The organism is Alcaligenes sp. Marseille-Q7550, from assembly GCF_965112015.1.
The window spans coordinates 457,335-477,567 of record NZ_CBCOPU010000002.1; the positions used below are offsets into that span (position 1 = coordinate 457,335).

Below are 20,233 nucleotides of genomic sequence, written 5' to 3' on the forward strand. Positions count from 1 at the left end.
ACCGTGCACACTGCGAAACCGGTTCGCAGTGTGCACGGTTGTCTAGCGGGGAACCAGCCCCGGTATCACTTACGCAGACCGAGTTTTTCGATCAGTGCACGGTAAGCATCTGGATTACGACCTTTCAGGTAATCCAGCAGTTTGCGGCGACGGCTGACCATGCGCAGCAGACCACGACGGGAGTGGTGATCCTTGTTGTGAGCCTTGAAGTGGTCGGTCAGTTCGTTGATGCGAGCGGTCAGCAGGGCCACTTGCACTTCTGGGGAACCGGTGTCGCCTTGTTTGCGCTGAAACTCGGAAACGATATCGACTTTTTTGATATCTGCAACTGCCATTTTATTTAGCCTCTAGGACATGCGTTAGGACCGAGGTGCCCTAACGTGTTTGACATTGAATTGAATGTGTCCGCCGGACACAAGCGGCCATTATAACCACAAAGCCCGGCGCAGTTCAGGGTTTCAGGCAAAATCCGCGCCTGTGTCGCCCCGCTTAGTTGTTTTCGCGCCGACGACGGCTAAGATCGCGGGCGCGGCGCCAGCGCCAGGCCATGACCACCCAGCCCGAAAGGCCATAGATGCAGAACAGCGCAAACAGGATGACAGGCGGATCGGTGGAGACGAAGACGAACACCAGCACGAACAGCAGCATCCCCCAGAACGGCACGCTGCGACGGATTGCGAAGGACTTGCCGCTGTAGAACGGCGCGTTCGAGACCATGGCCAAGCCCGCGTAGACAGTCAGCGCGAAAGCCACCCAGGGAACGGAGCTGGCCTGCAGCGACAGCTTGTTGTCCACAGCCAGCCAGATGAAGCCGGCCACCAGCGCGGCGGCGGCCGGGCTGGGCAGGCCCTGGAAGAAGCGCTTGTCCACCACGGCGATGTTGGTGTTGAAGCGCGCCAGGCGCAAGGCCCCGCCCGCCACGTAGATGAAGGCGGCCAGCCAGCCCCAGCGGCCCAGTCCCTGCATGGCCCAGACATACATGACCAGCGCGGGCGCGGCGCCGAAGGAGATCATGTCGGCCATGGAATCGTACTGCTCGCCGAAGGCCGATTGCGTATTGGTCAGGCGCGCCACGCGGCCGTCCATGCCGTCAAAGACCAGCGCCAGGAAGATGGCGATGGCGGCCGCTTCGAAACGGCCGTTCATGGCCTGCACGACGGCATAGAACCCCGCAAAGAGATTGGCCGTGGTGAAAGCATTGGGCAACAGGTAGATGCTGCGCCGACGGCGGGTTTCATCGTTGAGGAAATTGGGCATAAGACTCGAAGTTGATTCTTTGGAAAAGCATCCCGGCCCTCGAGGGGCGAAAAGGGAACAAACCGCTACATCCGCAAGAATAACGCAACTTGCCCCCGCTCAGACAGTCCGCGCGCCCCAAAAGCCGCCGGCATGAAAAAAGCCTCCCCGAAGGGAGGCTTTCCTGCCGGAACAGGCTCCAGCAGCCTTGCGGCCGCGCAAGGCTTAGTTCTTGGACTTGTCGACCAGCTTGTTGGCGGCGATCCAAGGCATCATGGAACGCAGCTTGGCGCCGACCTGCTCGATCTGCGATTCGGCGTTGATACGGCGACGCGAGGTCAGCGTAGGAGCGCCGGCGGCATTTTCCAGGATGAAGTTCTTGGCGTAGACGCCGGTCTGGATGTCTTCCAGGCACTTGCGCATGGCCTTGCGGGTTTCGTCCGTGATGATCTTGGGGCCGGTCTCGTATTCGCCGTATTCGGCGTTGTTGGAGATCGAGTAGTTCATGTTGGCGATGCCGCCTTCGTAGATCAGGTCCACGATCAGCTTCAGTTCGTGCAGGCACTCGAAGTAGGCCATTTCGGGAGCATAGCCGGCTTCCACCAGCGTATCGAAGCCGGCCTTGATCAGCTCGACGGCGCCGCCGCACAGCACGGCCTGCTCGCCGAACAGGTCGGTTTCGGTTTCTTCACGGAAATTGGTTTCGATGATGCCGGCACGGCCGCCGCCGTTGGCCGATGCGTAGGACAGGGCCACGTCGCGGGCGGCGCCGGTCTTGTCCTGGTAGACGGCGATCAGGTGAGGCACGCCGCCGCCCTGGCGGTAGGTGCCGCGCACGGTGTGGCCGGGAGCCTTGGGAGCCACCATGATGACGTCGATGTCGTCGCGGGGCACGACCTGGCCGTAGTGCACGTTGAAGCCGTGGGCGAATGCCAGGGCGGCGCCGGGCTTGATGTTGTCGGCGACCTGGGTGCGGTAGACCTCGGCGATGTTTTCATCGGGCAGCAGGATCATGACCACGTCGGCGGCCTTCACGGCCTCGGCCACTTCCTGGACTTTCAGGCCGGCGTTCTCGGCCTTGCTCCAGGAGGCGCCGCCCTTGCGCAGGCCGACCACCACGTTCACGCCGGACTCGTGCAGGTTCAGGGCGTGGGCGTGGCCTTGCGAGCCGTAGCCGATGATGGCAACGGTCTTGCCTTTGATCAGGGACAGGTCACAATCCTTGTCGTAGAAAACTTTCATTTAAGGTGCTCCAAGTAATAATTTCGCTTATATAGCAATTCTATGGGTGCCGCGAAGTGCCCGCAGCGGTAAACAAAGCCCCCACGCCGCGCCTTCGGCTTGCTGCCCCCCGAGGGGGCGCTTTTTACCTTGGGGGCGGCCCGGCGGTAAAAAAAGAACGTAGACCTATAGCTTCAGGACGCGTTCGCCGCGGCTGACGCCCGATACTCCGGTGCGCACCGTTTCGAGAATGGCCGTACGGTCCAGCGCATTGATGAAGGCAGCGATCTTCTCCTGCACGCCCGTCAATTCGATGGTGTAGGTCTTGTCCGTGACGTCGATGATGCTGCCGCGGAAGATGTCCGCCATGCGTTTCATCTCCTCGCGCTCCTTGCCAACCGCGCGCACCTTGATGAGCATGAGCTCACGTTCGATGTGCGGGCCTTCGGACAGGTCCACCACCTTGACCACATCCACGAGGCGGTTCAGGTGCTTGGTGATCTGCTCGATGACGTCGTCGGAACCCTGGGTGACGATGGTCATCCGGGACAGGGGGTCGTCCTCGGTGGGCGCCACGGTCAGGGTTTCGATGTTGTAGCCGCGGGCCGAGAACAGGCCGACCACGCGCGACAGCGCGCCGGGTTCGTTTTCCAGAAGGATAGAAATGACGTGTTTCATGGTTCTCTCCTTACAGGTCGTCCGGACCCAGCAGCATTTCGGTCAGGCCGCGCCCTGCTTTCACCATGGGGAAGACGTTCTCGGTCTGGTCCGTGATGAAATTCAGGAACACCAGGCGATCCTTGTGCGTGGTGAAGGCTTCGCGGATGGCGGGCACCACGTCGGCCGGCTTGTCGATCTCCAGGCCCACGTGGCCGTAGCTTTCGACCAGCCTGACGAAGTCCGGCAGCGCGTCCACGTAGGACTCCGAGTAGCGCGAACCGTAGTCGATCTGCTGCCACTGGCGAACCATGCCCAGGTAGCGGTTGTTCAGGCACAGCACCTTGGGGCTCAGGCGGTACTGCTTGCAGGTGGACAGCTCCTGGATGTTCATCTGGATGGAGCCCTCGCCGGTGATGACGGCGACGTCCTGGCCGGGATTGGCCATCTGCACGCCCATGGCGTAAGGCAGGCCCACGCCCATGGTGCCCAGGCCGCCGGAGTTGAACCAGTGGAGATGATTGTTGGAGTTGGAGTACTGCAAGGCCCACATCTGGTGCTGGCCCACGTCGGAGGTCACGAAGGCGTTGCCGCCGGTCACTTCCCACAGGGCTTCGATCACGTACTGGGGCTTGATGAGCTCGTCGGACTTGGCATAGGCCAGCGAGTCCTTGCCGCGCCAGACGGTGATCTGCTTCCACCCGTCGTTCAGCGAGGGCGCGGAACCGTTGGCGTCCTGGCGCGCCTGGGCGAAGAGCTCGTTGAACTCCTGCAGCACGTCCTTGACGCCGCCCACGATGGGCACGTCCACCTTGACCCGCTTGGAGATCACGGAAGGATCGATGTCGATGTGGATGATCTTGCGCGGATTCTGGCTGAAGTGGCGCGGATTGCCGATCACGCGATCGTCAAAGCGCGCGCCCACGGCCACCAGCACGTCGCAGTGCTGCATGGTCATGTTGGCTTCGTAAGTGCCGTGCATGCCGGGCATGCCGATGTACTGGTCGGCGGTGCCGGGATAGGCGCCAAGGCCCATCAGCGTGGTGGTGCATGGGGCGCCGCTGAGCTTGACCAGTTCGTTCAGTTCGTCCGAGGCATTGCCCAGGACCACGCCGCCGCCCACGTAGATCAGGGGACGCTCGGCATTATTGAGCATCTGCACCGCCTTCTTGATCTGCCCCTGGTGGCCCTTGGTGACGGGCGAGTAGGAACGCATCTTGACCTCGCCGCGCTTGGGCGTGTATTTGCAGGTCGCGGTGGTGATGTCCTTGGGGATGTCGATCAGCACGGGGCCGGGACGGCCGGTCGTCGCAATGTAGAAGGCCTTGCGTATGGTGTCGGCCAGCTCGCGCACGTCGCGCACCAGGAAGTTGTGCTTGACGCAGGGGCGGGTGATGCCGATGGCGTCGCATTCCTGGAAGGCGTCCTCGCCGATGGCCTGGCTGCTGACCTGGCCGCTGATGATCACCATGGGGATGGAGTCCAGGTAGGCGGTGGCGATGCCGGTGACGGCATTGGTCACGCCGGGACCGCTGGTCACCAGGGCGACGCCGACTTTCTGGGAGGAACGGGAATAGGCGTCGGCCGCATGCACGGCTGCCTGTTCGTGACGCACGAGAATGTGCTGGAAGCGATCTTGCTTGTAGATTGCGTCGTAGATATAGAGCACGGCGCCGCCGGGATAGCCGAAAACGTGTTCCACGCCTTCGTCCGCGAGCGCGCGCACGACGATATCTGCGCCATTTAATTCAGACATGAGTTTTCCTTTCAGTCCTGCCCTGACATATCGATTGACCTACTACGGTCCGAGCTTGAACCGATTTCAGCAACATGACCTGGCGCTTCATGGCCCACGGGACCACACCACCCAGACACATTACCGTCCGGCCTGCACTCATCGACACACAGTGCGTGCATATAAAACATATGCGTTAGCTTGAAACGGAAGTCCTGGCATCGCACGCTTGTGACGCGGCCAGCAACAAAGTTTTCAGGCGCAAAAAACCGGGCGGATGGCCCGGATAACAGTGCCTCGCAAAAAATTGCTCAGGGTCAGAGCAAAAATACCCGCCTACTTTACCGCGTCGCAACAAAGCGGGCAACTGGGATTGTTGGGAAAGTGCAAAAGGCAAGGAATAAAAAGAGACATGCTTAAAACGATATACTGTGTATCCATGTCGAGCTGTTCGGGGAGCCCATGGCATCGCCCATTCCACAACTAAAACAATTCCTGTATAGCCATTATTTTCTCGGCGGGCTGCGCCAGTCCATCGGCGTGCTGCTGCCCGTCATCATCCTGGGCCGCTTCTTCGGCCACTACGACATCGGCGTGATCGCCTCCATGGGGGCCACCTGCGTGGCCATCATCGACCAGCCCGGCGGCCCGCGCCGCTACCGCAACAACGAGATGCTGGGCGGCATCGCGCTGGGCACGCTGACGGTGGCCCTGACCGGGCTGGCCTCCGGTTCTCCCCTGCTGCTGGTGCTGTGCGTGCCGCTGCTCTGCTTCCTGTACAGCATGTTCTCGGTGTTCGGACGCCGGGGCGGCCTGATCGGTTTCGCGGCCTTGCTGCTGATGACGCTGACCATGCGCTTTCCCATGCAGCCGCACGAAGTGCTGGCGCACACGCTGTATTCCTTCCTGGGCGGCCTGTCCTATTACCTGTTCAGCACGTTGTTCCGCCGCCTGCTCTGGTACAGGGAGGAACGCCAGACATTGGCCGTGGCGCTGTTCGCCACCGCCGAATACATGGAGGCGCGCGCCCAGTTCTACGACCAGACTTCGGACCTGGACGCCTGCTACCGGCGGCTGATCAATCTGCAATCGAGCATGACCGACAAGCACCAGGCCGCCCGCGACATGGTGCTGCGCGAACTGCCGCGCGGCCATGGCCGCGGCGACCACCATCGCCAGGCCCTGCTGACCATCTTCCTGAACATGGTCAGCATCCTGGATTCGCTGGTGGCCACCTACACGGACTACACGGTGCTGCGCCGGCAAGTGGCCGACAGCGACTTCATGCTGTTCGCGCGCGACGGCCTGTACAAGCTGTCGCTGGACATAGGCCGCATCGCCATGAACGTCTCGCGCAGCAGCAGCACGCGCCGGCGCGCCAGCGTCAAGGCCGAGATCCGCGCCATGGAATATGAACTGGAACACTACCGGCGCCAGGGCATGCCCGAGAAAGACCCGGAGACCTACGCCCTGCTCGTGCAGGTGCTGCGCCGCCTGCGCAACGTGAACCGTATCGTGGACCACATGGCCAGCCAGACCCACCGCGCCAGCCAGAACCTGCCGGTGGACCAGTACCTGAACAAGTCGCTGAGCCGCTTCCTGTCGCGCGAAGACGTGCGCCTGGGCATGCTGACCAGCAATCTGAAGCTGCAATCCTCGCATTTCCGCTATGCGGCGCGCGTCAGCATCGCCTCCATGATCGCGCTGGGCGTGGGCGCGCTGAGCAGCCACTACCAGAGCCAGCTCGGCCTGGTCAGCGCCCTGACCGCCCACAGCTACTGGATCATCCTGACCATTCTGGTGATCATGAAGCCGGGCTTCGCCACCACGCGCCAGCGCAACGGCTGGCGCCTGTTCGGCACGGTGCTGGGCTGCGCGGCGGCCTTCCTGCTGTTCAAGCTGACCGACAACCGGGAGATCTACCTGGGCGCCATGCTGCTGGCCTACCTGCTGGGCAACAGCCTGGTGCAGCTCAACTTCCTGCTGTCGGCCCTGTTCAACACCATCTTCGTGATCATGTCCTTCCAGTTCCTGTCGACCGGCGGCACCTTCCTCATCGGCGAGCGCCTGGTGGACACGCTGATCGGCTGCGCCATCGCCATGGCCGCCAGCTACCTGCTGCCCAGCTGGGAGGCCAACGCCATGACGGGGCTGGCCCGCGCGGCGCTGGCCGCCAACCAGGAATTCTGGCGCACAGGCCTGGAGTTCGCGCGCCTGAGCCGCCTGCACAACCAGATGGTCAAGGAGCGCCGGGAAGGCGGCCGACAGGCCCCGGACGCGCAGCGCGAGCAAGTGGACCTGGAGCTGATGGAGGCCGACACGGCATGGCAGGTGGCCAACAAGAACGTGCACATCGCCTTCAGCAATTTCGCCTCGGCCTTCTACCGCATGATGGACGAGCCGGTCAGCCGCCAGCGCAATGTGGCCTTGCTGAACAACCTGCTGATCCAGAACCATGTCCTGGCTTCGCAGATCAGCGCGGCCGTGCCCCTGCTGGCCAACCTGGCCGAAGTGCCGCCCGGCATACAAGGCTCGCTGGACGCCATAGGCGCATTGATCCAGGACCAGGATGCCGAACCGCCGGCCTCCATCGAAACCGAAGGCGAACTGGCCATGCTGGCCTACCCCATCCGGCAGATGAGCAAGGCATCCCAACTGATACGCCAGGACATGCGCGGCCTGGAATACAGCACGGGGCCGCAACTGCCGCCTGAGCGCAAGCAGGCGGCGGAGTCAGCCCCGCTTCCCCGCGCCTGAGCCCCTAACCCACACCGCTGGCCTACCCAAAGCAATTTCAACGATCTGGACGAGACCACGAATACGCATGACGTTCCATCCCTGCACACGCGAAGAACAACTCGCCGATGATGATGAACTGTCAATAACGCTGTAGTGCATCTCTGAGGTTCATCCCCGCTTGCGCGGAGCACGCTCATAACAGCCTGGTTCAGCACACTAAAGACTAATTTCATCACCATCACGTTTACGCTTGATGTCTTTGGCTAATAACCCAAATGTGACAACTTCTTCTTTCGCCCATTCAACGGTATCACGCAGATCGGGCACGAACGGCGCTTTTATAGCTTCCCAGGCATGAATGGCCTGACGTTTCACTGGCAGTTGCATAAGAGCACTATTTAGATCGTCCAGTTTGCTGGCAAGCAATTTAGCCACCTCAATGCGATCCTCATCATCTACCGGAACATACTGCGCAACGCTGTACCAATCGAACAGATCCCGCGGGGTAAGGGCCCAGCCACGATAAAAGAGTTTTTTAGCCAAGACCTCAAGCGGAGGTTCCAATGCAAAAGCTGTTTCTTCTGCTGGAGGGTTCCATAATCTTTGTGGATCGAGAAGGGGAGTCCGCACAATGAAGTCGATTTCACCATTCGGAAATACCCATTTGACGTGATCACCTTCTTCGTTATACGACATCAAATCATTCTCGTATCTATCGTTAGTGCGAGGAGAAACATAGGGCAGCCAAGCCGGCGAGTCCACAAATAGATCAATGTCATCACTAATGCGATGCTCCATAGCCAACATCAGACGAGTCCCGCCGCCAAGAACAGGAGCAAAAAAAGAATCTCCTTGCTCCTTGGCATTTTGGGTAAGCGCTCTAGCAATACGCTCTAATTCTCGCCACGAGCCGTTCCTGCGATGTGAAAGAATATCTGCCTTGGTTATCATGCCACGATGTCCTTCACGGCATCTTGCCATTTATGAACAACCGGATGTCCTTCCGCCAGCAATTCAAGGTAAAGATTATGCGCCTTTTCCAAGTCTGACCCAAGTTGATAACAAGCCCTGCCGATCAATGATGGCGCACACTCCACAAACATGCTCTTCAACAACTCCAGTTCCAGTTCACTGCACTTCAGGTTGAGGAAGGTCCCTGCTTGCAAAGTGGCAGCGACCGTTTCCTCTTGAACCACAGAGCCATAAGGAACATTCAAATGAGTCGCGATCGCAGCAGTGAGGTTAGGTTTCATTTTCTCTGCCAAAATAAATTACAGGGGCTTTAATGGCATCAAGTGCAACGATGTCATGAAGGCGCCAATTCCACAGCGGCCTTATGCGGTTCATGTCCGCTTGCGCGGAGCATACAGGATCGGGGACAGCAGCGGGAACTGAACCCGCAGTTCATCCCCGCTTCCGCGGGTAGCATCCACATATTAATGGTAGCACCGGTTCATCCCCGCTTGCGCGGGGAACACGACGAGGGCGGCAAGGCTATCGACTCGGCCATCGGTTCATCCCCGCTTGCGCGGGGAACACGTCAACGTGCTACGGATGGCCTTGAGATTAATCGGTTCATCCCCGCTTGCGCGGGGAACACGTACATGTCCTCTGATAATCGGTCTCGTGGGCTCTGCGGTTCATCCCCGCTTGCGCGGGGAACACGCGCCGACGCTGGAAATCCGTCCGGGCTATCGCGGTTCATCCCCGCTTGCGCGGGGAACACAGGTTCGCGTACCGCATGAGCATCCGCTGGCTCGGTTCATCCCCGCTTGCGCGGGGAACACACACCAGCACCGCCAAGGACGGCGCCCGGTGGCGGTTCATCCCCGCTTGCGCGGGGAACACGTGCGCTCTCAGGCTGGCGTAATGTTTGCTGTACGGTTCATCCCCGCTTGCGCGGGGAACACTGCGGATTATCTTCACATGCCAAGCAGTTTACCGGTTCATCCCCGCTTGCGCGGGGAACACCTCAGCCGCCTGGGCGTCGCGCTCGGCGAGGGCGGTTCATCCCCGCTTGCGCGGGGAACACCGCTTATTTGTGGTATGTATCCCGATCAAATGCGGTTCATCCCCGCTTGCGCGGGGAACACGCTCGGCAGACCCAAGGGCAGCACATCGACCGCCGGTTCATCCCCGCTTGCGCGGGGAACACTTGGTTTTGTCTCTATTAGGTGGTGCTGAATGCGGTTCATCCCCGCTTGCGCGGGGAACACCATGTCCAAACAATAGGCACGCTCAGTGCTTTCGGTTCATCCCCGCTTGCGCGGGGAACACGTGCCTACAAGCGTTGGCGCGTCGCATCCGTGCGGTTCATCCCCGCTTGCGCGGGGAACACTCAAAAAACAAACCCTTGATTTAAAACAAGAAAAACAGCCATCCATCTCTCACCGAAAATAACGACTGAATTTGACGCAGGAGCCAGACAGATCCAAACCTCCTATTTGCCCTGCACGAGCACCTGTTTTCATGACGAGCGAATCCTCAGCTTTCTATCACTCGACGGAATGACCTGGACCACCAAAAACATGCAAACGCTGAGTTTTGGGTTTGCATCAGCACCAATACATCCCGACTTGGCACCCAACCATTCTGGTTATGCCTAGGCCTGCTCGGGACGGCGAAAGACCAGCTTGTCCTCGGTGGACAAGTCCGGCTGGAACGCATAGCCCTCGCTATCGAAGGCCTTAAGGTCCTCGACCTTCTGGATGCGGTGATCGATGACGTAGCGCGCCATCAGGCCGCGGGCCTTCTTGGCATAGAAGCTGATGACTTTCCAGGCGCCGTTCTTCTCGTCCTGGAACACGCACTGCACCACGCGGGCGCGCAGCACCTTCTGGTCCACGACCTTGAAGTATTCTTCGGACGCCAGGTTCAACACCACGGGATCTCGCTCGCCTTCCTGGCGCTGGTTCAGGTAGTCCGCGATACGGCTGCCCCAGTAAGCATACAGCGTGTTGCCGGCGGGATTCTTCAGGCGCGTGCCCATCTCCAGCCGGTAGGGACGCATCAGGTCCAGCGGCCGCAGGGCACCGTACAGGCCGCTGAGCAATACCAGATGATCCTGGGCCCATTTCAGGTCCTTGTCCGACAGATCCTGGGCGGCCATGCCTTCATACACATCGCCGTTGAAGGCGAGCACGGCCTGACGCGAATTGGAACGGTCAAAGACCGGCTCCCACTCCTGATAGCGCTGCACATTCAGGCGGGCCAGGTCCGGACTCAGCTTCATCAGGCCCGCGATATCGTCCTCGGACTGCGTGCGCAGGATATCGATCAAAGGTTGCGCCTGCTCCACGAACAGGGGCTGGGAGCTGAGTTCGGTGCGAACGGGGGAATCGTAGTCCAGCTTCTTGGCTGGCGACAGCAGCAGCAACATGCGCTTCATCCTTCTTTGAAAAACGGACGGCGGGCTTGTGCCCGCCGTCCATAAACATACCAGATTCGCTGCGGTCAGCGTGCCGTCCAGCCGCCGTCCAGGCTCATGGTGGTGCCGGTCATCTGCGCGGCGGCGTCCGAAGCCAGGAATACCGCGGCGCCCCCCAACTGCTCGGGCGTCACGAACTGCAGCGAAGGCTGTTTCTCCGCCAGCAATTCACGCGCGGCCGCCTCGATGTCTATGCCCTTTTGCTGGCTGATGGCTTCGATCTGCTTTTCCACCAGGGGCGTACGCACCCAGCCGGGGCAGATTGCATTGCAGGTAATGCCCTTGCCGGCATTCTCCAGCGCCGTCACCTTGGTCAATCCGACCACGCCGTGCTTGGCCGCCACGTAGGCCGACTTGTGCGCCGACGCCACCAGGCCGTGCGCCGAAGCGATGTTGATGATGCGCCCCCAGCCCTGCTTCTGCATGATGGGCAGCGCGGCCGCCGTGCCATGGAACACGGCCGACAGGTTCAAGGCGATGATGGCATTCCATTTGTCCACCGGGAACTCTTCGATGGGCGCGGTGTACTGGATGCCGGCATTGTTGACCAGGATGTCCAGCCCGCCCAGCAGCTCGGCCGCCTTGGCCACGAAATCCCGCGTGGCCTGCGCATCGCTCAGGTCCGCGTTCAGATAATGGGCCTTGACGCCGAATTTCGACTCCAGGCCGCTGCGCTCGCGCTCGATCACGCCCGCATCGCCAAAGCCATTGATGACCACGTCCGCCCCGGCCCTGGCCAGCTCGGCCGCAATGGCCAGGCCGATACCGCTGGTCGATCCCGTAACTACCGCCCGTTTACCTTTCAGCATGTGCACCTCGTGAGTGTTATCGACAGGGAACTGTAGCCTTCAGTGTACTCGGGCCAAAGGCGGCGTGGGCAATGCCCTGCGCGCATTCTGTCCAATATCAAAATGGGGTGCGCAAAACAAAAGCCCCGATGCAATAAACATCGGGGCTTGGAATAAGGTGGCGGACAGGGTGGGATTCGAACCCACGGTACGCTTGCACGTACGCCTGATTTCGAGTCAGGTACATTCGACCACTCTGCCACCTGTCCGCGATTAGCTTGCAATATAAGAAGCTAGCCCATGACTATACGACAAGCACGCGACGCTGACAAGCGAAATAATCCGCGGCGCGGGAGTCCAAGCGATGAAAAATGCCGCAGCGCAGCACCCTCAATAGAGATAAATTCTTTTCATTCAAGGGTTTGCCCTTTATTTCAGGGTGATTTGCTTGTTTCTGATGCGCCGCAGTCCTATAGTGAATTCAACACCTCGCAATGCATTGCAGCTCTGCCCCTTGTAGGCAGCCCTTGTAATTCCGGCTCCGCCGCCGGTCTTTTCCAAAGGAGTTGTCATGCACATCCAAACCTTCCAATGGGTGATCGATGCCAATGGCGACGGTTCCATAAGCCTGTCCGATATCATCGAGACCCTGCGCTGGATCTACCGCATTCCCGGCAGCCTGGTCGTGGAAGCGCTGGGCAATACGCCCGTGGTGTCGGACATGCTGCGCATCCAGGCCTCGCAAGAAACCGGCTATGCCTCGCTGAACGGCGGATTGGCCAGCATCCTGTCGCTGCTGTTCTGGGCCGTGCTGATCCTTTGGCTCCTCTATACGAGTTCCACGCCCAAGCCGGAGCCCGAATCCAAGACGAGCCGTCGCGCGCCGCGGCTGGGACGGCTGGCACAGAACAGCCATGGACGCCAGCTGCATGCCAACCACGACCGGCACCAGATGCGGCAACGCCAAGTACAGCGTCATACTTTCTGATCCTTGCACATGCCCCCCGTCGGGGCATGTGTTAAGAAACGTAAACCGTACTTGGCGGCCAGGGCGCTTCTGTAGCGTTTGGAATTGCTTTGCCAGGATTACCTAACGTTTACCCTAGGTTTTCTCGGCAACAATACGGGCACCTTGAGTCACTATAGGTGCAGCACATGAAGAAACTATTGTTGGCTGGCTTGACATCGCTGATGGCGCTGGGCGCGGGCTCCGCATTCGCCGGCGGCGTCGATGTCGATATCAATGTGGGCATTCCTGGCTTCGGTTTCGGACCTGTGTATCGCCCTCCCGTCCACGTCGTGGAGCGCCCGGTCTACGTCGCGCCGCCGCCCGTGGTCTACCACCCGCCCCGCTACGTCTACCGCCCCGGCTACGTGGAGTACGGCCGCCACCACGGCAAGCACTGGCGCAAGGAGCAGAAACGCGCCTACAAGCGCTGGCGCAAGGCGCAGGAGCGCTACTGGGATGATTGATCGCCACGACAAGCCTGCTCCTGACATGCAGGCCGGGCAATGAGAATGGGCTGACAACCGCCAAGGTTATCAGCCCATTTTGCTGTCCGCCGCCCTGAACGGGCGGCCTGCCCGACGTCAGGGAGCCAGACGCTCCAGGCCGCCCATGTAGGGACGCAAGGCCTTGGGGATGACGACGCTGCCGTCTTCCTGCTGGTGGTTCTCCAGCACGGCCACCAGGGCGCGGCCCACGGCCAGGCCGGAACCGTTCAGGGTGTGCACGTAGTCGGGACGCGCCTTGCTGTCGACGCGAAAGCGCGCCTGCAGGCGCCGGGCCTGGAAGGCCTCGCAATTGGAGACCGAGGAGATTTCACGAAAGGTGTTCTGCGCCGGCAGCCAGACTTCCAGGTCGTAGGTCTTGGCCGACGAAAAGCCCATGTCGCCGGTGCACAATTGCACCACGCGGTAAGGCAGCTCCAGAGCCTGAAGCACATGTTCGGCATGGCCGACCATCTCTTCCAGCGCCTGGTAGGATTTTTCGGGGTGCACGATCTGCACCATTTCCACCTTGTCGAACTGGTGCTGTCGGATCATGCCGCGCGTGTCCCGTCCGCCGCTGCCGGCTTCCGAACGAAAACACGGCGAATGCGCCGTCAGGCGGATGGGCAGCTGGTCGCCGGGCAGGATCTCGTCGCGCACGGTGCCGGTCAGGGTGATTTCCGAGGTCGAGATCAGGTACAGGTCCTCGGGCTTGCCTTCGCCCTCTTCGGCAGGTTCGCCGTCCTGGCCGCCCTTGGTGACCCAGAACATGTCGTCCTTGAACTTGGGCAGTTGGCCCGTGCCGTACAGCGTGGACGCATTGACGATGTAAGGGGTGTAGCACTCGGTGTAGCCGTGCTCGCTGGTCTGCATGTCCAGCATGAACTGGGCCAGCGCGCGGTGCAGGCGGGCCATCTGGCCGCGCAGCACCATGAAGCGGGCGCCGGAGAGCTTGCGGGCCGTCTCGAAGTCCAGGCCCAGTTTCTCGCCCAGCTCGACATGGTCGCGAGGCGCAAAGGCGATGTGCGCCGGATTGCCCTGCTCGTCCTTGGCACCCGGCACCCAGCGGCGCACTTCAACATTGTCGGCTTCGGACTCGCCCACGGGTACGCTCTCGTGCGGCAGATTGGGAATGGTGGCGAACCAGGAAGACAGTTCGGACTGGACCTCGGCCAGATCCTGCTCCAACTGCTTCAGACGCACGGGAATCTGCTGGGATTGGGCCAGTTCGGCGCTGGCGTCCTCGCCTTTGGATTTGAGCTGGCCGATACGCTTGGCCAGGGCGTTGCGCTCGGCCTGCAGGGTTTCGGTCTCGACCTGCACGGACTTGCGCCGCGCTTCCAGCTGCTGAAAACGCCCGGTGTCGAATTGCACGCCGCGCTTGGCCAGCCCCTGGACCAGCGGATCCAGGTCTTTGCGTATTTGGTTCAGATCTAACATGTAATAGCCGTAAAGGTGGGGTTCAGTCCAGATTGATCCATGATTTTACCCTCAAGCGGGACGGCGCGCAGAAGGGTCGGCTAGGCGCGGCCAGGCAGAACTCCTACAATGCCTGCAAGAACGCTCCAACCCCTGCCTGACTCGTGGAGGACCCATCAATGGCCGACGACCTGCTCGCGAAGATCACCGAGACGCTGACCACATCCGACCGCCTGGAGCTACTGGTGCGCCGTCTGCTGGAAATGCTGGAGCTGGTGACCGGGCTGGAGTCCACCTACCTTACCGAGATCGACCTGCAGGCCAATGTGCAGCGCGTCCTGTTCGCCCGCAACATCCGCACCTTGAACATTCCCGAAGGGCTGACCGTGCCCTGGGGCGATACGCTGTGCAAGCGCGCCCTGGATGAAGGCCGCCCCTACACCAACAATGTGGCCGACTGCTGGGGCGACTCGGACGCCGCCCGGGCCCTGGGACTGCGCACCTACGCCAGCACGCCGGTACGGCTGAGCAACGGCTCGCTGTTTGGCACCTTGTGCGCCGCCAGCGCGCAGGACAAGCCCATGGCGCCGCGCGGCCCGCTGACACTGACGCTGTTCGCCGAACTCATTTCGAACTACATCGAGCGTGAACAGCTATTGGACAAGCTGGAGAAAGCCAACCAGGCCTTGCTGGGCTATTCCTACACGGACGCGCTTACCGACCTGCCCAACCGACGCGCCGTCGTGCGGGGGCTGGAGGAGCGCCTGGACCAGGCGCGCCGCCACGAACAGCAGCTATTGCTGGTCTTCATAGACTTGGACGACTTCAAGCGCATCAACGACGAGCATGGGCATGACACGGGAGACGACTTCCTGCGCGCAGTGGCGCAGCGCCTGGAGCGCGAATGCCGTCCCGACGATCTCCTGGGCCGCCTGGGCGGCGACGAATTCGTCCTGGCCACCCTGGTCCGGGAAGACGAGGCCCCCGCGGCCATGGCATCCCTGAGGCGGCGTCTGGATCACGCCCTGACAGGCCGGTACGAGCTGGACGGCGTGGTGCTGGACTACAAGGGCGCCAGCATGGGCGTCATCACCCTGAACCCGGCCCAGATCATGGCCGACCAGGCCCTGGCCCAGGCCGACCATGCCATGTATGAGGACAAGCACCGCCGCAAGCAGCAGGCCTGAGCTCGCCTACTTCTTGCCCGCCTCTTCGTCCAGCTGGCGCAGGCGCGCCAGCTTCTCGCCTATCTTGATTTCCAGCCCGCGCGGCACCGGCTTGTACCAGCCGGGTTCCCGCATGCCGTCAGGCAGATAGGTCTCGCCCGCCGCATAGGCGTTGGGCTCATCGTGGGCGTAGCGGTAGGCGTGGCCATAGCCCAGTTCTTTCATGAGCTTGGTGGGCGCGTTGCGCAAGTGCCCCGGCACTTCGCGGCTCTTGTCCTGCTTCACGAAGGCCCGCGCCTGGTTGTAGGCCATGTAGCCCGCGTTGCTCTTGGCCGCCACGGCCAGGTAGATGACCGCCTGCCCCAGGGCCAGTTCGCCCTCCGGACTGCCCATGCGCTCGTAGGTATTGGCCGCGTCATTGGCGATCTGCAGCGCGCGCGGATCGGCCAGGCCGATGTCCTCCCAGGCCATGCGCACGATGCGCCGCGCCAGATAGCGCGGATCGGCGCCGCCGTCCAGCATGCGCGTCAGCCAGTACAGGGCCGCATCGGGGCTGGAGCCGCGCACGGATTTGTGCAGGGCGGAAATCTGATCGTAAAAATTGTCGCCGCCCTTGTCGAAGCGACGGGCGTTCAGGGTCAGGGCTTTTTCGATGAAGGCGGCGTCGATGTGCGTCACGCCCGCGGCCCCGGCCGCGGTGCTGCATTGTGCCAGCAGGTTCAGGAGACGGCGCGCGTCGCCGTCCGCATAACCGATCAGCGTGTCGGCAGCCAGCTCGTCGAACTGCAACTGCGGCAGGGCCTTTTCCTGGGCGCGCTGCAGCAGCTGGCGCAGCTCCTCGTCCGTCAGGGACTTGAGCACATAGACCTGCGCCCGCGAAAGCAGCGCCGAGTTGACCTCGAAGGAAGGGTTTTCCGTGGTCGCGCCGATGAAGGTGACCAGGCCGCTTTCCGCATAAGGCAGCAGGGCGTCCTGCTGGCCCTTGTTGAAGCGGTGGATCTCATCCACGAACAGGATGGTGCGCTTGCCCAGGCTCAGGTTCTGCTCGGCCTGCTCCATGGCGGCGCGAATGTCCTTGACCCCAGAGAACACCGCCGACAAGGCGATGAACTCGCAGTCGAAGGCCCGGGCCGTCAGTCTTGCCAGCGTGGTCTTGCCCACGCCGGGAGGGCCCCAGAAGATCATGGAATGCGGCTTGCCGGACTGAAAGGCCAGACGCAGCGGCCGGCCTTCGCCCAGCAGATGGGACTGGCCGATGACTTCGTCCAGGGACTGGGGACGCAGAGCCTCGGCCAGGGGTGCGGCCGGCTCGACCTTGAACAGATCCGACATCAGGGCATAGAGACGACATCGACGCCGGGCGGCGCCTTGAAGTCGAAGGCGCCGGCGGCAAAGCGCGGATTGGACTCCAGGGCGCTGAAGTCGATGTACGTGGTCTGGCCGAAGGAATCCTTCAGCTCCAGCCGCCGGGGCTCGCGCCCCTTGAAGCCGATATCCACGTAGGCGAAGCCCGCATCGCTCTGGCGGGGCGTGGCGCGCAGCCAGTCCAGTCCGTCGCGTTCACCCTGGTCCTTGAGCTCGAAAGACTGCTCCAGGTCGCCCGTACCGAACAGGATGGCGGCCGGAGACGTGCCGATGGACTGGTCCACGCCGCGCTGCGTGACCTGCGCCAGGTCCGGATCGTATTGATCACGATGCTCGCCATCGGACACAATCAGTTGCTCGTAGGGACGCTGCACCTGCCACTTGAACTGGCCAGGACGCTGGAAGGCGAACAGGCCCGATTGCGGAGCGCCCTTGGATTGGCCCTGGGCATCCAGCGTGCGCTGGGAGAACTGGCCCTGCGCCGTCTTGACGTCCTGCACGAAGGCGCGCAACTGCTCGCTGGCCGAGGCCGCCAGGGTCAGGACCGGCGTGGCGGCCAGCGCCAGGCAGGCCATCAGGGTTTTAATCTTCATCGCTAGCACCTCCTGCGGGAACGAGGATTTCCCGGTTGCCGTTGGGCTGCATGGCCGACACCAGGCCGGCCTGCTCCATCTGCTCCAGCAGGCGCGCCGCCCGGTTGTAGCCGATGCGCAGATGGCGCTGCACCGAGGAAATGGACGCGCGCCGATTCTTGATGATGACTTGCACCGCCTGGTCGTACAGCGGGTCGGACTCCGCGTCGGCCATGCCCGTGACGGGATTGACGCCCTCGCCGGTCTCGCCCTCCAGGGCGCCTTCGAGCAGGCCTTCCACGTAGTCCGGCTCGCCGTGCTCTTTCAGGAACTCCACCACGCGGTGGACCTCGTCGTCGCTGACAAAGGCGCCGTGGACGCGATTGGGCAGGCCCGTGCCGGGCGGCAGATAGAGCATGTCGCCCTGCCCCAGCAGGGTCTCGGCGCCCATCTGGTCCAGAATGGTGCGCGAGTCGATCTTGGACGAGACCTGGAAGGCGATGCGGGTGGGGATGTTGGCCTTGATCAGGCCGGTGATGACATCCACGCTGGGCCGCTGCGTGGCCAGGATCAGGTGTATGCCGGCCGCGCGCGCCTTCTGCGCCAGCCGGGCGATGAGCTCTTCGATCTTCTTGCCCTGCACCATCATCAGGTCCGCCAGCTCGTCGATGATGACCACGATCATGGGCAGCACGGACAAGGGCTCGGGCGCATCGGGCGTGAGCGAGAAAGGATTGGGGATGAGTTCGTCGCGCTTCTGAGCCTCGCGGATCTTGGCGTTGAAGCCGGCCAGGTTGCGCACGCCCAGCTTGCTCATGAGCCGGTAGCGTTTTTCCATTTCGGCCACGCACCAGTTCAGGGCGTTGGACGCCAGGCGCATGTCGGTGACCACCGGGGCCAGCAGATGCGGGATGCCCTCGTAGACGCTCATTTCCAGCATCTTGGGGTCGATCAGGATCAGGCGCACGTCGGCCGGATCGGCCTTGTACAACAGCGACAGGATCATTGCATTGATCCCCACCGACTTGCCCGAACCGGTGGTGCCGGCCACCAGCAGGTGCGGCATCTTGGCCAGGTCGGCCACCACGGGCTTGCCGGCGATGTCCTTGCCCAGCGCCATGGTCAGCAGCGAGGCGCTGGCGTGATAGGTCTGCGAACCGATGATTTCTTCAAGGCGCACCATCTGGCGGCGCGGATTGGGCAGCTCCAGGCCCATCAGGTTCTTGCCGGGAATGGTCTCCACCACGCGGATGCTGACCAGGCTGAGCGCCCGCGCCAGGTCCTTGGCCAGGTTGACGATCTGGCTGCCCTTCACGCCCGTGGCCGGTTCGATTTCGTAGCGCGTGATGACCGGGCCGGCCTGGGCCGCCACCACGGTGACCGCCACGCCGAAATCCGACAGTTTCTTTTCGATCAGGCGGGAAGTGAATTCGATGGTTTCGGGAGAGACGGTCTCCGCATTGTCCGAAGGCGCATCCAGCAGCGAGAGCGGCGGCAGGTCGCCGGCTTCGCCGGCCTGACGCGGGGCCTTGAAAAGCGTCTGCTGCTTTTCCTTCTCGACGCGCTCGGATTTGGGAACGGCCACGAAGGCCGGCTCGATGCGCACGGGCTGTTCGTGCACCAGTTGTTCCTGCTTGGCCACCACGCTTTCGGTGCGTTCGGCGCGCTTGACCTCGCCCACGCGGCGGTCTTCGCGCGCGGCGCGCAGCGCCAGCAGGCGGCGCAGGCCGTTCTCAATCAGGGCGCCAAGCCGTTCGGCCAGCACCAGCCAGGAAAAACCGAAGAACAGGCTGGCGCCCACGGCCACGAAGGCCAGCAGCACCAGCGTCGCGCCGCCGGCGCCGATGGAGGTGGCCAGCAACTGCCCCAGCAACTGGCCCAGTTGCCCGCCGGCTCCGGCCGGCAGGCCCAGGCGCGCGCCCAGGTCCTTGAAGAACAAGGCTTCCGAACCCATGCAGCCCAGGAACAACAGGGTAAAGCCGATGCCGGTCTCCCAGCGCACGCGGGGCAGCGGATCTTCGCCCTTGCTGTTGGGCAGCAGCAGCGTGGTCAGACGATAGAAGCCCACGCCGACGCGCTGCACCAGCAGCACGACCCACAGCCAGGACGACAGGCCGAACAGGAAAAGCAGGAAATCGGCGATATGGGCGCCGAAGATGCCGCCGCCGTTCTGCGTGGCCCCGGCGTGCACGGAATGCGACCAGCCCGGATCGCCCGGGTCCCAGGTCGCCAGCACCAGCCCCAGCCAGGCCGCCAGCGCGGCGAAGATGATCCACCGCGCTTCGCGCAGCAGACCGGTCAGGCGCTGCTGAAGGGCCGAAGGGCCGTTGCGCACGTTTTTCGATGACCGGGAGGTACGAGGGGATGTTGCAGGTATTCTTGCCATGTACTCATTATAATTGGAGATCGTCTTTTTC

Annotated in this window: 17 protein-coding genes, 1 tRNA gene and 1 CRISPR repeat array; of the genes, 4 read left to right on the forward strand and 14 right to left on the reverse strand. The window is 62.2% G+C overall.

Features of this window, described 5'->3' with window-relative positions:
• Positions 1–65: 65 nt before the first annotated feature.
• The 5 genes from rpsO to ilvB form a co-directional block, all read right to left on the reverse strand.
• On the reverse strand, positions 66–335 hold the full coding sequence (gene rpsO, locus ACWPWO_RS11460) for a 30S ribosomal protein S15 (protein ID WP_394060981.1): 270 nt from the start codon (positions 333–335) through the stop codon (positions 66–68).
• Positions 336–489: 154 nt separating this feature from the next.
• Positions 490–1,257 carry a CDP-diacylglycerol--serine O-phosphatidyltransferase gene (gene pssA / locus ACWPWO_RS11465; RefSeq protein ID WP_394060983.1) on the reverse strand — a complete coding sequence of 256 codons (768 nt, stop codon included), beginning with the start codon at positions 1,255–1,257 and terminating at the stop codon, positions 490–492.
• A gap of 204 nt (positions 1,258–1,461) precedes the next feature.
• Positions 1,462–2,478: a ketol-acid reductoisomerase gene (gene ilvC / locus ACWPWO_RS11470; RefSeq protein WP_394060992.1), complete on the reverse strand. Its 1,017-nt coding sequence runs from the start codon at positions 2,476–2,478 to the stop codon at positions 1,462–1,464.
• 165 nt (positions 2,479–2,643) lie between these two features.
• Entirely contained in the window at positions 2,644–3,135 is a 492-nt protein-coding gene (gene ilvN / locus ACWPWO_RS11475) for an acetolactate synthase small subunit (protein WP_454006704.1), read from the reverse strand.
• A gap of 10 nt (positions 3,136–3,145) precedes the next feature.
• Positions 3,146–4,870, reverse strand: a complete 1,725-nt coding sequence (ilvB, locus tag ACWPWO_RS11480; protein ID WP_454006705.1) for a biosynthetic-type acetolactate synthase large subunit — start codon at positions 4,868–4,870, stop codon at positions 3,146–3,148.
• Between the two features lie 441 nt (positions 4,871–5,311).
• Here ilvB and ACWPWO_RS11485 point away from each other — a divergent pair, with 441 nt between their 5' ends.
• Positions 5,312–7,606 carry an FUSC family membrane protein gene (locus tag ACWPWO_RS11485; protein WP_454006706.1) on the forward strand — a complete coding sequence of 765 codons (2,295 nt, stop codon included), beginning with the start codon at positions 5,312–5,314 and terminating at the stop codon, positions 7,604–7,606.
• A gap of 198 nt (positions 7,607–7,804) precedes the next feature.
• Here the strand turns inward: ACWPWO_RS11485 and ACWPWO_RS11490 are convergent, their stop codons facing one another.
• From ACWPWO_RS11490 to ACWPWO_RS11510, 5 genes are all read right to left on the reverse strand, one after another.
• Complete coding sequence (locus tag ACWPWO_RS11490; protein ID WP_454006707.1) at positions 7,805–8,539, reverse strand: nucleotidyl transferase AbiEii/AbiGii toxin family protein; 735 nt, start codon at positions 8,537–8,539, stop codon at positions 7,805–7,807.
• A complete protein-coding gene (locus ACWPWO_RS11495) occupies positions 8,536–8,841 on the reverse strand; it encodes a hypothetical protein (RefSeq protein WP_454006708.1) in 306 nt (101 codons plus the stop codon). The genes ACWPWO_RS11490 and ACWPWO_RS11495 overlap by 4 nt, the downstream gene beginning before the upstream one ends.
• Positions 8,842–8,927: 86 nt before the next feature.
• Positions 8,928–9,926: direct repeats of the CRISPR family, unit length 29 nt; unit sequence CGGTTCATCCCCGCTTGCGCGGGGAACAC.
• Positions 9,927–10,190: 264 nt separating this feature from the next.
• Positions 10,191–10,967 carry a peroxide stress protein YaaA gene (gene yaaA / locus ACWPWO_RS11500; protein WP_454006709.1) on the reverse strand — a complete coding sequence of 259 codons (777 nt, stop codon included), beginning with the start codon at positions 10,965–10,967 and terminating at the stop codon, positions 10,191–10,193.
• Positions 10,968–11,041: 74 nt separating this feature from the next.
• Positions 11,042–11,824, reverse strand: coding sequence for a 3-hydroxybutyrate dehydrogenase (locus ACWPWO_RS11505; RefSeq protein ID WP_454006710.1), 783 nt, complete (start codon positions 11,822–11,824; stop codon positions 11,042–11,044).
• 158 nt (positions 11,825–11,982) lie between these two features.
• Positions 11,983–12,072, reverse strand: a tRNA-Ser gene (locus ACWPWO_RS11510).
• Between the two features lie 302 nt (positions 12,073–12,374).
• On the opposite strand from ACWPWO_RS11510, the gene ACWPWO_RS11515 reads away from it, so the two are divergent.
• A complete protein-coding gene (locus ACWPWO_RS11515; protein ID WP_394061012.1) occupies positions 12,375–12,791 on the forward strand; it encodes a hypothetical protein in 417 nt (138 codons plus the stop codon).
• Positions 12,792–12,958: 167 nt separating this feature from the next.
• Positions 12,959–13,276 (forward strand): hypothetical protein, encoded by a 318-nt coding sequence (locus tag ACWPWO_RS11520; protein ID WP_394061014.1) that lies wholly within the window; start codon positions 12,959–12,961, stop codon positions 13,274–13,276.
• 117 nt (positions 13,277–13,393) lie between these two features.
• Here ACWPWO_RS11520 and serS read toward each other — a convergent pair whose 3' ends face one another.
• A complete protein-coding gene (gene serS, locus ACWPWO_RS11525; RefSeq protein ID WP_454006711.1) occupies positions 13,394–14,734 on the reverse strand; it encodes a serine--tRNA ligase in 1,341 nt (446 codons plus the stop codon).
• Positions 14,735–14,892: 158 nt separating this feature from the next.
• On the opposite strand from serS, the gene ACWPWO_RS11530 reads away from it, so the two are divergent.
• Complete coding sequence (locus ACWPWO_RS11530; RefSeq protein WP_454006712.1) at positions 14,893–15,900, forward strand: GGDEF domain-containing protein; 1,008 nt, start codon at positions 14,893–14,895, stop codon at positions 15,898–15,900.
• 6 nt (positions 15,901–15,906) lie between these two features.
• On the opposite strand, the gene ACWPWO_RS11535 is transcribed toward ACWPWO_RS11530, so the two are convergent.
• Genes ACWPWO_RS11535 through ACWPWO_RS11545 form a run of 3 tightly spaced genes read right to left on the reverse strand, consistent with a single transcriptional unit; the run spans position 15,907 to position 20,202 of the window.
• Positions 15,907–17,211: a replication-associated recombination protein A gene (locus ACWPWO_RS11535; RefSeq protein ID WP_454006713.1), complete on the reverse strand. Its 1,305-nt coding sequence runs from the start codon at positions 17,209–17,211 to the stop codon at positions 15,907–15,909.
• Entirely contained in the window at positions 17,211–17,837 is a 627-nt protein-coding gene (gene lolA / locus ACWPWO_RS11540) for an outer membrane lipoprotein chaperone LolA (RefSeq protein WP_454006714.1), read from the reverse strand. The genes ACWPWO_RS11535 and lolA overlap by 1 nt, the downstream gene beginning before the upstream one ends.
• Positions 17,827–20,202, reverse strand: coding sequence for a DNA translocase FtsK (locus ACWPWO_RS11545; protein ID WP_454006715.1), 2,376 nt, complete (start codon positions 20,200–20,202; stop codon positions 17,827–17,829). Before ACWPWO_RS11545 ends, lolA begins: the two co-directional genes overlap by 11 nt.
• Positions 20,203–20,233 lie beyond the last annotated feature (31 nt).

What these genes read in the sequence shown, in the direction of transcription:
- ilvB (WP_454006705.1), bottom strand. Translation starts at nt 4,870, where the DNA reads ATGTCTGAATTAAATGGCGCAGATATCGTCGTGCGCGCGCTCGCGGAC.
- yaaA (WP_454006709.1), bottom strand. Translation starts at nt 10,967, where the DNA reads ATGTTGCTGCTGCTGTCGCCAGCCAAGAAGCTGGACTACGATTCCCCC.
- rpsO (WP_394060981.1), bottom strand. Translation starts at nt 335, where the DNA reads ATGGCAGTTGCAGATATCAAAAAAGTCGATATCGTTTCCGAGTTTCAG.
- ACWPWO_RS11545 (WP_454006715.1), bottom strand. Translation starts at nt 20,202, where the DNA reads ATGGCAAGAATACCTGCAACATCCCCTCGTACCTCCCGGTCATCGAAA.
- ilvN (WP_454006704.1), bottom strand. Translation starts at nt 3,135, where the DNA reads ATGAAACACGTCATTTCTATCCTTCTGGAAAACGAACCCGGCGCGCTG.
- serS (WP_454006711.1), bottom strand. Translation starts at nt 14,734, where the DNA reads ATGTTAGATCTGAACCAAATACGCAAAGACCTGGATCCGCTGGTCCAG.
- pssA (WP_394060983.1), bottom strand. Translation starts at nt 1,257, where the DNA reads ATGCCCAATTTCCTCAACGATGAAACCCGCCGTCGGCGCAGCATCTAC.
- lolA (WP_454006714.1), bottom strand. Translation starts at nt 17,837, where the DNA reads ATGAAGATTAAAACCCTGATGGCCTGCCTGGCGCTGGCCGCCACGCCG.
- ACWPWO_RS11515 (WP_394061012.1), top strand. Translation starts at nt 12,375, where the DNA reads ATGCACATCCAAACCTTCCAATGGGTGATCGATGCCAATGGCGACGGT.
- ilvC (WP_394060992.1), bottom strand. Translation starts at nt 2,478, where the DNA reads ATGAAAGTTTTCTACGACAAGGATTGTGACCTGTCCCTGATCAAAGGC.
- ACWPWO_RS11520 (WP_394061014.1), top strand. Translation starts at nt 12,959, where the DNA reads ATGAAGAAACTATTGTTGGCTGGCTTGACATCGCTGATGGCGCTGGGC.
- ACWPWO_RS11505 (WP_454006710.1), bottom strand. Translation starts at nt 11,824, where the DNA reads ATGCTGAAAGGTAAACGGGCGGTAGTTACGGGATCGACCAGCGGTATC.
- ACWPWO_RS11495 (WP_454006708.1), bottom strand. Translation starts at nt 8,841, where the DNA reads ATGAAACCTAACCTCACTGCTGCGATCGCGACTCATTTGAATGTTCCT.
- ACWPWO_RS11490 (WP_454006707.1), bottom strand. Translation starts at nt 8,539, where the DNA reads ATGATAACCAAGGCAGATATTCTTTCACATCGCAGGAACGGCTCGTGG.
- ACWPWO_RS11530 (WP_454006712.1), top strand. Translation starts at nt 14,893, where the DNA reads ATGGCCGACGACCTGCTCGCGAAGATCACCGAGACGCTGACCACATCC.
- ACWPWO_RS11535 (WP_454006713.1), bottom strand. Translation starts at nt 17,211, where the DNA reads ATGTCGGATCTGTTCAAGGTCGAGCCGGCCGCACCCCTGGCCGAGGCT.
- ACWPWO_RS11485 (WP_454006706.1), top strand. Translation starts at nt 5,312, where the DNA reads ATGGCATCGCCCATTCCACAACTAAAACAATTCCTGTATAGCCATTAT.